9 protein-coding genes are annotated in these 12,900 nt (G+C 51.8%); 6 read left to right on the top strand and 3 right to left on the bottom strand.

The window, feature by feature from the left end; genetic code table 11:
- Positions 1-478: 478 nt before the first annotated feature.
- From JRJ22_RS25720 to JRJ22_RS25705, 4 genes are all read left to right on the top strand, one after another.
- Positions 479-1,489: a WG repeat-containing protein gene (locus JRJ22_RS25720; protein WP_232380955.1), complete on the top strand. Its 1,011-nt coding sequence runs from the start codon at positions 479-481 to the stop codon at positions 1,487-1,489.
- Positions 1,490-1,510: 21 nt separating this feature from the next.
- Positions 1,511-2,347, top strand: a complete 837-nt coding sequence (locus JRJ22_RS25715) for a stalk domain-containing protein (protein WP_206102112.1) — start codon at positions 1,511-1,513, stop codon at positions 2,345-2,347.
- 40 nt (positions 2,348-2,387) lie between these two features.
- Positions 2,388-3,950, top strand: coding sequence for a tetratricopeptide repeat protein (locus JRJ22_RS25710; protein ID WP_206102111.1), 1,563 nt, complete (start codon positions 2,388-2,390; stop codon positions 3,948-3,950).
- Positions 3,951-4,311: 361 nt separating this feature from the next.
- A complete protein-coding gene (locus tag JRJ22_RS25705) occupies positions 4,312-5,604 on the top strand; it encodes an Nramp family divalent metal transporter (protein ID WP_408637911.1) in 1,293 nt (430 codons plus the stop codon).
- A 107-nt stretch (positions 5,605-5,711) separates the two neighbouring features.
- Here the strand turns inward: JRJ22_RS25705 and JRJ22_RS25700 are convergent, their stop codons facing one another.
- From JRJ22_RS25700 to JRJ22_RS25690, 3 genes are all read right to left on the bottom strand, one after another.
- Complete coding sequence (locus tag JRJ22_RS25700) at positions 5,712-7,019, bottom strand: ABC transporter substrate-binding protein (RefSeq protein WP_206102109.1); 1,308 nt, start codon at positions 7,017-7,019, stop codon at positions 5,712-5,714.
- Between the two features lie 108 nt (positions 7,020-7,127).
- Positions 7,128-7,964 (bottom strand): carbohydrate ABC transporter permease, encoded by an 837-nt coding sequence (locus JRJ22_RS25695; RefSeq protein WP_206102108.1) that lies wholly within the window; start codon positions 7,962-7,964, stop codon positions 7,128-7,130.
- Complete coding sequence (locus JRJ22_RS25690; RefSeq protein WP_206102107.1) at positions 7,964-8,854, bottom strand: carbohydrate ABC transporter permease; 891 nt, start codon at positions 8,852-8,854, stop codon at positions 7,964-7,966. Before JRJ22_RS25690 ends, JRJ22_RS25695 begins: the two co-directional genes overlap by 1 nt.
- 369 nt (positions 8,855-9,223) lie before the next feature.
- Between JRJ22_RS25690 and JRJ22_RS25685 the strand changes: the two genes are divergently transcribed.
- Both JRJ22_RS25685 and JRJ22_RS25680 read left to right on the top strand, forming a co-directional pair.
- Positions 9,224-11,041, top strand: a complete 1,818-nt coding sequence (locus tag JRJ22_RS25685; protein ID WP_206102106.1) for a sensor histidine kinase — start codon at positions 9,224-9,226, stop codon at positions 11,039-11,041.
- Positions 11,042-11,317: 276 nt separating this feature from the next.
- Positions 11,318-12,886: a response regulator gene (locus JRJ22_RS25680; protein WP_206102105.1), complete on the top strand. Its 1,569-nt coding sequence runs from the start codon at positions 11,318-11,320 to the stop codon at positions 12,884-12,886.
- Positions 12,887-12,900: the final 14 nt, after the last annotated feature.

Raw genomic sequence — 12,900 nt, 5'->3', positions numbered from 1 at the left:
TGACGTCAGGATTTCCCCTTCTTGACGGCAAGCTGCACGATCATAATGACAAGAACAAGCAGTGCAATAAGCTGATCTGTACTCATGGTCCTTTCCTCCAATCCTGCTTCAGGATGGCTCTATCGGACCGGTATCTCCTCTCCAGGAGCGGCTTGGTTTCCCTAATTCAGAATATGAGACTCTACATGCCGTTAGTACTTTACGGTGTAAATAATTAATGCCGCTTTTTTCCACAGGCAGGTTACTTCTTACGTAAGTTCAGGTTCCAGCGAAACTTTTGTTGCCTTACATGAGTCTATAAGATGGGAGTGTGGCAGGAAAAAAGTTACAAATACTCAAGGGAAGCATTGAAGCTATATATAGAGGAGGTAAAGATATGAATAGGTTAAAAGGGTTTGGATTAATGCTGATTATCTTCAGCCTTGCAGCTATGATAGCGGGAACCGGCTGGGCGGCAGCAGCTCCGGCAACTATATAAGTGTCAGGAACACCGCTTGATTTCGAGACCGTGAAGCCCAATAGTGATGCACAGTTTCATGACGGGCTGCTATTCGGCTTACAGTCCAGCGGTAAGCTTGTCTATTACAATCACAACGGCCAGGAGGCGTTTATCCTTCCGGCAAATATAGTGCCGGTTACCGATTTTGCCGAACAGCGTGCCGTGGTGAGAAATACTGATACCGGCCTGTTTGGATATATCAACACCAAAGGGAACATAGCGATCCCGTGCCAGTTTGCTTCGGCCTGGGGCTTCTCAGGGGGTGTAGCTTATGTGAAACAGAACAATGCTGCCGGGGAAGCGCTAATTGACCGGAAGGGCAACCTAGTAACCTCATTAACGGAATCATTCAGCTCAGAGTTCTATTTCTCGGAGGGTCTAGCGATGGCTTACGCCCCCAACGGCAGCGGACGGATCGGATACATCAACACTGCAGGCAAGCTGGCGATCCCTTATAAATATTTTTCTCACTCCAGACCATTCTCCGGCGGGTTAGCCCTGGTCGAGAATTCCGCAGGTCTGTATGGCTATATCGATAAGTCTGGTAAGACAGTTATTCCCTTTAAATATACCTCCGGAGGCGATTTCTCGGAAGGTCTGGCGGCCGTACAGAATGCTAAGGGGAAATGGGGATTTATCAACCGGAAGGGGAAGGTTATGATCCCTTTTATGTATGACAATGCCGGTAATTTCAGCGAAGGGCTGGCCCATGTCTATAATGTCAGCGGCAAAGTTGGCTTTATTAATACCAGAGGCAAGCTGGTTATCGGCTACCAGAAATACAACAGCGCGTTTTCTTTTAAAGAAGGCATAGCCCTAGTCGGCATCAGCAATCCGGCTGACAATACCAAGGACAAGTACGGTTACATCAACACCAAAGGGGAATTATTGACTAAGCTTATCTACACGCGGGAATCCTCCTCTTTCAGCGGCGGCTATGCCGTGGGAGTGACGGATCTAGGCACTGGATATATTCTAAATAAATTATAGATAGGAAGAGGGTATCCGTTAATGAACCATTTCGTGCGCAGAATGCGGGCTTTGCTGATCTTCATACTGGTTGCTGCAATAGGTGCAGGTACAGCATTCACGCCCGCCAGGGCTTCCGCTGCAGGGAACAGAGGAGAGCAGCTGCTTCCGCTGTTTATTAACGACAGTTATGTACTGTTTCCGGGCAAGCTGGCTCCTTATATCAAGAACAATAAGCTGATGATGCCGATCCGGGCGTTCTCCGATGTTATTGGTGCAACATTGACTTATAATTCTACAGAGAAGAGCTATACCTTTTCTTTTATGGGCCAATCGGTCAGCGGTCTGAAAGCGGGAGTGATGAACGCCGTATTCGATAACGGGCTTGAAGCGCCGCTTGGTGTAAAGCCGGAGGTGAAGGAAGGGACGCTGTTCGTTCCGATGAGCTCAGTGCTGGAGACCTCAAAATCTATCCGTTGGGAGAATATGGGGAACCGGATCAATAAGGTATCCGGGGTCATCGATGGCAGACGCGGGGTAATCTTGCCGCAGAATACGCCTGTACAACAGCAGGTTCCTTTTGTCTATACATTAGAGACGTTAAACAATTTGCATCCATTATTCCCGGTTCGGTTGAACCAGACTGCGGTTACAGGCGGCGGATATAAGCTGCAGCTGGAAACACTGAATAACGCTCCGTTTAATTTAGGCAAAAATAGTGTAGTATTGGAATTGGTTGCAGTGGATTTCAAAGGCAGCAGCAAGACATTGAAGGGAATAGGGCCAGAAGCCAAGACGGTAACCGCCGGGGCCTCCTCCTTTACCTTTAATGTGCCTACAGAGGCGGAATATGTTATTTTCCGTTCGCATACGAAGTAAACAGGCTTCCAAGATTATTAGAGAGCAGGTTCAAACACAGATGACAACAGACGAACAACAACAACGCTACCGCTTCAGTGAGGCGCCGTTCTGGGAGCTGCAGCGCAGTTATTATGAGCAGCTCGGAATGCAGGCCTGGACCAATGATCAGGTGCCGCAATATATTACCAGCAACCCGATGATCGGAACGGCTTATGCGGAGATGATCCTCGGATTCCTGCAGGACCGGACCGTTAAGGGGGAGCCGGAAGAGCCAGTTATCATCCTGGAGATGGGAGCGGGGGCAGGCCGCCTTGCCTTCCATGTATTGCAGAAGCTATTCGAATTGATTGAATATGCGGGAATAGCTCTGCCTCCGTTCAAATATGTCATGAGCGACCTTCCGCTCAAAAATATAACCGGATGGCAGCAGCATCCCGGGCTGGTTCCTTTTGTGGAACAGGGAATCCTTGATTTTGCACAGTTTGATGCTGTGGCTGATGGAGAGCTGAAGCTTATCGAGAGCGGCAGAGTAATCCGGCCCGGCGATCTGAAGCAGCCGCTGCTGGTCATCGCGAATTACTTCTTCGACAGTATTCAGCAGGAGCTGCTGTATGTGGATGAAGGTAAAATCTTTGATTGCGAGGTGTCCCTGCGCTACCCGGACAATGCCGCTGACCTGACCACTTCCCAGGTGCTCAAAGAAATCGTGCCGGAATACCATTACAGCCGTGCAGCCGGATATGAAGAGCAGGCCTACCCGTATCATGAGGTAATTTCGCACTATCAGCAGAATCTGGAGGATACCCATATTCTGTTTCCGGCTGCGGCGCTGGCTTGCATGGAGCGGCTGGACAAGCTGTCCGGGGCAGGTTTTGTGCTGCTGACTGCCGATAAGGGCGATCACCGGCTGGAGAACTGGAAATTCGCCGATCCGCCGAAGCTGATGCATCACGGAAGTATTTCGCTGACCGCCAATTATCACGCGATGCAGTACTATTTTGAGCAAAAGGGTGCCTTATCGCTGTTCACCCCGCATCATTATAAGAACCTGAATGTCGGCTGTATCCTGATGCTGAAGGACCCGCACGCCCATGTGCAGACACGGCTGGCTTACCGGCGGTTTGTCGAGCGCTTCGGACCGGATGACTTCTTCAGCCTGAAGATGTGGGTTGACCAGAACTACGACTCGATTGGGCTGCAGGCACTGCTGGGCTTCTGGCGTCTGGGCGGATACGATGCCGAGCTGTTCATCCAGAGTGCAGAGCGGATATCGGCCCTGCTGCCCGATGCCAATGATGAGGAGCTGATTGATCTTCAGCTGGGCATACAGGTGATGTGGAACGGCTATTATCCGATGCCGCAGAAATATGATCTGGCCCTGGACAGCGGACTGCTGCTGTTCGAAATGGACCAGTACAAGGAAGCCCGCTGGTTCCTGGAGCGTTCGCTGCAGGAGAGCGATGAGGAGCCGGTTGTAACGGTGCTGTACTGTCTGGCTATTTGCTGCTATGAGCTGCAGGATGATGCAGGTGCGCTGGATTATACGCGCCGTGCCCTCGTCCTGGAACCGGAGCATGAGGAAGCACTGGATCTGCTGGCTGCGCTCAGCGAGGCTGAATAAGGTATTCCATCGGAAGCGGAATGAATACAAACGGAACCGCAGAGGCGGGAGACAGGGATAACCCTGGATCCCGTCTTTTTGTGCGAAACCGGACTTTTGCCTATAGGCGGTTCCCTCCACAAAACATCCGGACTAAACGGCTCACTCTGCGAAGCTGCTCGACATACAATTAAGAAAGCACAATAGTGATTGCCGCAGCCGGAATGGAGTTAAATGATAATAGGTATGAAAGAAAGAGATCCTTGAAAATTACATTTACATTTTTCATTGGGCAGATTATAATGAATACAAAGTAAAAGTTGCATACGGGAAACTTTCATGTAGGAAGACAACATTTTCGGGTCGAGGAGGGTTTAACATGATGGAGCAAACAGCGGTGGAGACACCTGCAATAATAAAAACTCATAAAAATAAGACCTCGGCGCAAGCTGTATTAAATGGGGATGTTAGAGGCCTAAAGCGGCTGCTTCCGTTCTTAGGCCCGGCTTTTATTGCCTCGGTGGCTTATCTGGATCCCGGGAATTTCGCCACTAACATTACAGCGGGCTCGAAATACGGCTACCTGCTTCTCTGGGTAATCGCCGCATCGAACTTGATGGCTGTACTGATACAAGCATTATCCGCCAAGCTGGGGATTGCTACAGGCAAGAATCTGCCGGAGGTGGCGCGGGAGCGGTTCCCGAAGGGCGCAGCGATCTTCCTGTGGATCCAAAGCGAGCTGGTCATTATTGCTACCGATTTAGCGGAGTTTATCGGAGCCGCACTCGGACTGTATCTGCTGTTCGGCATTCCGATGCTGCCTGCCGCTTTGATTACTGCAGCCGGTTCGTTCGCCATACTGGAGCTGCAGCGGCGCGGCTACCGGACGCTTGAAGCCGGAATTGCCTCGATGGTAATGGTCGTCGTCCTGGCCTTTGTTTTCCAGGTCATTATGGCGAAGCCGGATGCCGGGGCTGTGGTTGCCGGGATTTTCACCCCGGGATTCCAGGGTGTAGACAGTGTGCTGCTGGCAGCGGGTATTCTCGGCGCAACTGTCATGCCGCATGCGATTTATCTTCATTCTTCGTTGACGCAGAGCCGTGTGGTCGGAGCCAACGACAAAGAGAAGAAACAGATTTTCAAATGGGAAATGATCGATATTGTGATTGCCATGGTGATTGCCGGTGCAGTAAATATGGCAATGGTGGTTGTAGCTGCTGCTTTGTTTTTCAAAAACGGGCTGGTGGTTGAAGATCTGGATGTCGCCTTCGAACAGTTCCGCCAGCTGGCCGGGCCGGTTACCGCCATCTCGTTTGGCCTCGGCCTCCTGATTGCCGGACTGTCTAGCTCATCTGTAGGGACGATGGCCGGAGATGTGGTCATGCAGGGCTTCATTAACAAAAGAATCAATCTGTACCTGCGGCGGGCCATAACCATCCTTCCTCCGCTGGCGATTATCGGGTTCGGCATCAATGCAACAAGCGCTCTGGTGATGAGTCAGGTTATCCTGTCCTTCGGGATTGCCTTTGCCTTAATTCCGCTGGTGATCTTCACCAGCAACCGCCAGATTATGAACGGGCTGGTTAACCACAAGATAACCACTATTCTCGGCTGGATTATCTCGGCGCTGGTGGTGTCGCTGAACCTGTTCCTGATCGTGGAAATGTTCATCTAAGGATAGGGCAGACGATTTCCACTTAGCAAGGACAGCCGCAACAACAAAAGAACCTTCAATCCCGCTTCCCGCCGGGTTTGAAGGTTCTTTTTATATACTCAGCTGAACTATTGCTTCACAATATCCTGCACGGCTTTGTCCAGCTTCTCAAGCAGCTGACCGCGGTCAATCTGTCCGCCCAGGTATTCCTGCATGGCAGCGCCGAAGCCTTGGGTCACGCCGTCAGGGAACATATCCCAGTTCCAGCCGAGGGCTTTGTCGGATTTCTCTTGTACAGCTACAGCAACCTGGCCGATGTCAGCAGCGTCTGCTGTGATGTCCGTTTCAGCCGGGATAAACTTGAATTCCTGAGTGATATATTTCTTGCCGGTTTCCGAGGTTACCAGCCAGTTCAGGAACGCTTTGGCTTCTTCCGGATGCGCGGATTTGCTGTTTACGATATAGTTGTTCGGCACACCGACGAGAATCGTACCTTCTTCATCGCTGATTGGCAGCGGGAGGAGGCCCAGGTTCATCGCCGGGTCAATTTTATCGATATCGCCCTGCGTCCAGTTACCCTGCATCATCATTGCCGCTTTGCCGGAGGCGAATTCTGCAACCTGTGTAGCATAGTCGGTTGTCATTTTGTTGTCCTGGGCATTGTCGAAGATCACGTCAACCAGATCCAGCCACTGCTCGAATACGGGATTGCCTTTAATGGTCGCCGTTCCTGCTTTGACATCCTCGATGAATTTCTTCGGATCAGGCTGGTGGGCCAGACCTACGTTAACCAGGTGAATCCCCATCGACCACCACTCATTGGTAGCTTCGAACGGAGTGATGCCGGCGGCTTTGAGCTTGGCAGCAGCATCCTTCAGCTGGGACAGGGTTTTAGGCTCTTCGGTAATCCCGGCTTTGGCAAACAGGTCCTTGTTATAAATAAGACCGTATCCTTCAACGTTCATCGGCATGCCGTACAGCTTACCGTCGACGGTGGCCGGAGTTTTGGAGGTTGGAATCAGATTAGCCGCCCAAGGCTGGTCGGACAAATCCGTAGCACGGTCCATATAAGGGACCAGGGCTGTATAGCCGCCGTTGTTGAAAATTTCCGGTTCAGAGCCGGAAGCAATTTCTGCCTTCAGCAAAGCACCGTAGTCTTCACCGCCGCCATGCGTTTCCACTTCTACCTTAACGCCGGTTTCCTTCTCATATTCTTCGGCCAGCGCATTCAGCTGTTCAGCAATTTCGACCTTGAACTGGAACATTTTAATCGTCACATCTTTGGCAGGAGCTGCTGTTGCTTCAGCCGCCGCTGACTCTTTTGGTGCGTTCGTGGCAGCTTCATTGCTCCCGGAATTATTATTGCCACCGTTGCCGCAGCCTGCGATCAGCATGGTGCAAGCGGTTGCGATAAGGAATGCGGATTTTCTTTTCATAGAATAACCTCCCTGGTCTCTGGTTCCTACAACTAAATCGTATAGCATCTGAGAATCGACTTACACTTAATATTTTGCTCGAAAAAGTGGATATTGTTGCAGAACATGTTATCCCTTAACGGAGCCGGCAGTTACACCTTCCACAATATAACGCTGCAGCGACAGGAAGAATAGCAGAATGGGCAAGATTGCCATCACCAGTCCGGCCAGCGCGAGGTCCCATTTCTTGGTGTACTGACCGAAGAACTTTGTAACGGCCACCGGCAGAGTAGTCAAATCCTTATTGCCCCCGATAACCAGCACCGGCAGCAGATAGTCGTTCCAGATCCACAGGGTGTTCAGAATGATGACTGTAACAATGATCGGCAGCAGGAGCGGGAAAACGATCCGGAAGAACACGCCGTACGGATTCGAGCCGTCCACCCGGGCCGCTTCCTCCAGCTCATAAGGCACACTCTTAATGAAGCCATGGAACAGGAAGACTGACAGCGGCATCCCGAAGCCGAGATAGCAGGCCACAATGCCATACAGTTCACCGCGCAGCTCCAGGATACTGGTAACACGCACCAATTGCAGCATCAGGGACTGGAAAGGGATGATCATCGCCGACACCAGCAGCAGGAACACAAAGCTGTTGAAGCGCGACGGTCTTCTGACAATCTGGTACGCAGCCATGGAGCTGAACATTACGATAAAGATAACGCTCAGGATCGTAATCGATAAAGAATTCCAGAACGCCTGCGGAAAATTGATCGCATCCCAGACCTTGGAGTAATTATCCCAATGGAAGATTGCCGGGAGGGAAGCAGCATCGAGCAGAATTTCCTTGAGGCTTTTCACAGAGTTGCTCAGCACCAGATAGAACGGTGACAGGAACACGAGCGCCAGAAGGATGGCGAGGATCTCCAGAATGAAATTTTTCGGGCGGTATCTGCTGGTATCCATTAAGCTGACACCTCTTTCCGTTTAGTAATCCATACCTGGGTGACCGTAATCAGCGAGACAGCGACGAAGAACAGCAGTGCCTTGGCGGTGCCAAGCCCGTAACGGTTGTTGATCAGCGCTTCCGCGTAGATGTTATAAGCCAGCGACTGGGTGGAGGTTCCCGGTCCGCCTTTAGTCAGCGACAGGTTGAGGTCGAACATTTTGAATGCATTAGAGGTGGTCAGGAACAGGCAGATGGTGATAGCCGGCATGATCAATGGGACATAGACGCTTCGGAACAGCTGCGGGGCGCGGGCGCCGTCGATTCTGGCCGCTTCGATCAGATCCTTCGGAATGCCGGCCAGTGCAGCGATATAGATAACCATCATGTAGCCGGCTGTCTGCCAGACGAACACGATAACGAGTCCCCAGAATCCGGTTCCCGGTGTACCCAGCCATGGCAGCTGGAAGAACGAAATACCGGTAAGCTCCCCGATGGTGGCGAAACCTTTAGTGAAAATAAACTGCCAGATATACCCGAGCAGAATGCCGCCGATCACGTTAGGCATGAAGAAAATCGTACGCAGCACCTTTTTGGTCTTCAGTGTCGTCATCAGCAGGAAGGCCAGCAGCAGCGCCAGCGCATTGGCGGCAACTACGGACACCACTGTGAAGCGCAGGGTGAAGAGCAGGGATTCCCAGAACTTATCATCATTCAGAAAAATCCGTTTCCAGTTGGCCGCGCCGGTCCAGACCGCTTTGTCCAGATCCAGCCCGTTCCAGTCTGTGGAGGAATAGTAGAAGCCGAGAAAAAATGGCGTGACCACAATGGTCAGGAAAAAAAGCAGGCAGGGTCCGAGGAACACAATTTGCTGGTCCCAGCCCCGTTTAAGCTGCAGAGCTTTTCTCATATGGAATCTCCTTTGTCTAGTTATTCTACAGGTTCATGGCTTCATTATAGAAAGCCCCGCGTTTCTCCAACACTCAATTTGATGATCATAAAAGTGGATTATATTGCAGCAGACAAATTTTGCAGCGTCAAAAATTCACAGTAGCGCCCCGCACGAAACTCGGTGTATGCTGTCGTTGCGAGATTGTGTCAACTAGTGGGGCTGCGTTCGCAAAACTTAAGCGTATGCTTACGAAGCGAGTTTTGCTGCAAAGATTATTCAATGAAGCGGATGTACCGCAAAACTTAAGCGTATGCTTACGAAGCAAGTTTTGCTGCAATGATTATTCCATGAAGCGGATGATCCGCAAAACTTTTAGGAGGGGCCGTTATGTTCAGAAACAGCATCCGCACCCGGCTGATGGCGCTTGTGCTGCTGGCTTCGGTGATCCCGTCGGGGATCTCCGTCACGTTCTCATATCTCTACACCAAGCAGTCGGTGACCGAGCAGTCCGTAAGGCAGAATACGAAGCTGCTGACACTCGGGGAAGGTAATCTCAGCAGCTATTTCAGCGGGATGAACCAGCGGGCATTGTCGCTGTACAGCGGAATTAATGTGCCCAGCTCCTTTTATACGAGTCTGCTTACGGCAAAAGATCCGGCTGATCTGCCCGCAGGCACGGCTGCACCGGATAACCGGGCGATTATCTCTACCCAGATGTACAATCTGTTCCTCTCTGATCAGAATACGTTCCAGATTCATCTGTATATCAGAGCCGCCAAGCAGTCTAATCTGCTGCTCGGCGGGCAGTTCCGCCGGGAATCGGACAAATATGTCCCGCCGGAGGTTCCGGGAGGAACCTACCGGCCTTTTATAGAAGTGACCCATATGGATCACCAATACGGAATGAAGTCCCGGTTCCCGAATTTGAAATCAGGGACGGTACCCGTCTTCACGGCCCATTTTCCGCTCTACCGTGCGCCCAGCGCCGATGTGCTGGCTGATCTGTCGATTGATTACCGGCTCTCCGAATTGGAGGGGATTGCCAAATCGATGTACAATTCGGATACAGAACGATTGTATGTGTTGAACGAACAGGGACAGGCGCTGTTTGCGTCTGATCCTGACTGGATCGGGAAGCAGGTAACGGCTGGCTGGAGCCGGCTCCCCGGCAGCCGCGAGAACGGACATTTCACCTGGGACAAGGACGGTTTCAAGGGAATTGTATTGTACCGGCACATTGATGCGCCCTTGTTCAAGGGTAATATTATTAAGCTGGTGCCTTACGAGGATTTGTACGCCGATGCAAGGGTCATTACCCGGTTCAATACCGGTATCGGGGTGCTGTTCCTGATTCTGGGCGGAATCGTCGCGGTGGTGATCTCCATCGGCTTCACAAGGCCGATCAAGAAGCTGATCTCCTTCACCCAGAAGGTGCAGATCGGCCAGCTGGATGCCCACATGGATGCCGACCGTGAGGATGAATTTGGCCTGTTGACCCGCAAAATCACCGGCATGACCCGTACGATCAACGATCTGATCGTCAACGAATATAAGCTTGAGCTCGCTAATAAAACCAATCAGCTGAAGGCGCTGCAGGCCCAAGTCAATCCGCATTTCCTATACAATGCCTTGCAGTCGATTGCCAGTCTGTCCTTGCGTTATAATGCGCCAAAGGTGTACGATCTCATCTATTCCCTCGGCAGCATGATGCGTTATTCGATGAATACCGAACGGACGGAGGTACCGCTGCGCGATGAGCTGGAGCATGTGCAGAATTATGTTATCCTGCAAACCGAGCGTTTCGGGGAAGACAATCTCCAGCTGGATATCGATACCGATGAGGCTGCCCTCGACATAGTCGTGCCAAAGATGATCCTGCAGCCGATTGTCGAGAATATTTTTAAGCACGGGTTCGAGGATGGAGTCCGCGGCGCGTTAATTACGATTTCCTGCACGCTTGATGAGCAGGACAGGCTGATTCTTGCCGTCAAGGATAACGGCAAGGGCATGCCCCGCGGGCGGCTGGAGGAAATCACTGCCAGTCTTGAGGCTAGCGGCAAGGCCGAATATGAAGAGATCGGCCTGTACAATGTGCTGGCCCGGCTGCGGCTGCAGTTGAGCGGCGAGACACAGCTGCTGCTGCAAAGCAGGGAGGGCCAGGGGGTTACGGTCACGCTGGTAATTCCTCTAGCAAACGAAGGCTAATTCCAAACTGTTGTATTCTGTGCAGCAGAATCCGGGAATATGGGCCAAAAACAGCTGATTCTCAAGATTCTACTGTACTAACTACAATAGATTTAATTTTTCGGCCGATTAAGGGGACATCTGCTGTACAAACTGCAATAGACCATGCCTTTTACGCAAACAGCTGATTGTACTGAAATGGTGTAATTCCCCTACACAATACAGATGGGCTGATTTCAGTGAATGAGGTGTAATGAGTCCACTTCATCCAACACTTACACAAAGGAGCGGCAAACAATGAAGGTGCTGATAGTAGACGATGAGAAGCATGTGCGGGAGGCCATCCGCTATTTTGTGCCATGGGAGAAGCATCAGATTGCCGGCATTTATGAAGCCACTAACGGGCAGGAAGCGATCACGATTATGCAGGAGCATCAGCCGGAGATTGTATTCACAGATATGCGCATGCCGCTGATGGATGGCGCAGAGCTGCTGGAATGGCTGCATACGCATTACCCGAATACGAAGACCATAGTAATCAGCGGCTATCAGGATTTCAACTATGTGAAGCCGGCGATTGTCTACGGGGGGACGGATTATTTGCTGAAGCCGCTCAACAGCAAGCAGCTGATCGCCGCGGCGGAGCATGCCTTTCAGCTGTGGCAGGAGGAAGAGGCGGAGCGGCAGCAGACCCTGCGCCAGAGTATGCAGCTGAATGTGCTGCGGCCGCTCTACTGGGATAAGATGCTCTCCGATCTGGTGGCAGGACAGGTGTCCTTTCAGGAGCTGAAGCATTCCCTAAGTGAAGAATTGGGCATGCCGCTGTTTGCCGCAGAATGCAGAATAGCGGTGCTTTCTCTCCAGGGGGCAGACTGCCGGCTGCTGCAGAGATTTCACGGTGATGTGGGATTGACCTCCTTTGTGCTGGTGAATGTCTGTAATGAGGTGCTTGCGTCGAAGCAGAGCGGTATCGCCTTCCGCAGCTGGCAGGTCGGTGCAGAGATTGTTGTTCTCCTCTGGTCAGCGGTTTCGGAGGCAGAGGAGTTGATGCGGGGGATCAACGGGTCGATTAAGCAGACCTATGGAGTGCTGATGGATATTGGACTCAGTTATGCTTGTGAGTTCCCCGAGGGTATCCAAACGGCCTTTCACCAGGCACGGCAGGGGCTGAACGAGCGGAACCTGCTGCAGCGGGAAGGGCGGATTCACTTGTACCGGGAGACTTTGAGCGAGAGTGGATCTGTAGAAGACTACGCCTTCGAAACGCAGCTGGAGAAGCTGAAAATAGCCGTCCTCTCGGGTGAGCTGGACAAAATGGAGCGGGTAGTGGAGGAGTGGTCGGTTCAGCTGGCCGGTCTGCCTGTACTTACGGAGAGCCGGTTACTGCGGCTTCAGAAAGAGATTGCAGAAGCGCTGCAGCGCTGGCGGCCGGAGGCAGAGATCCATTTCGAGCTATGCTACGATCATGAGGGGTTATTCTCCGCCCGGCTTTGGCGGGATGGGATGAAAGCGCTGCTGCAGCGTTTATCACAGGGAAGCCCTCAACCTCCGGACAGCAGGCTTGTGCAGGAGATCCGGGAATATCTGGATCAGAATTATGCTAAAGACATGACGCTTCAGCATATTGCGCAGCGGTTTTTTATCAGCCGGGAGAATGTGTCCCGCAAGTTCAAGCAGATCAGCGGCGAGAACCTGTCAGATTATTTAACGGGCCTGAGAATAGATAAAGCCAAGACGCTGCTGCAGAACACCAATCTCCGGCTGTCGCAAATCTCGGAGCTGGTCGGCTATGAGGATGAGAAATATTTCAGCCGGGTATTCAAAAAAGCGACCGGACAGACGCCGCGCGAATACCGCAAGCAGTGAGCTAAGCACGGCTT

The organism is Paenibacillus tianjinensis (assembly GCF_017086365.1).
Classification (GTDB): domain Bacteria; phylum Bacillota; class Bacilli; order Paenibacillales; family Paenibacillaceae; genus Paenibacillus_AQ; species Paenibacillus_AQ tianjinensis.
Note: the sequence above shows the minus strand (reverse complement) of the source record. Positions and strands in the feature narration are given on the sequence as shown.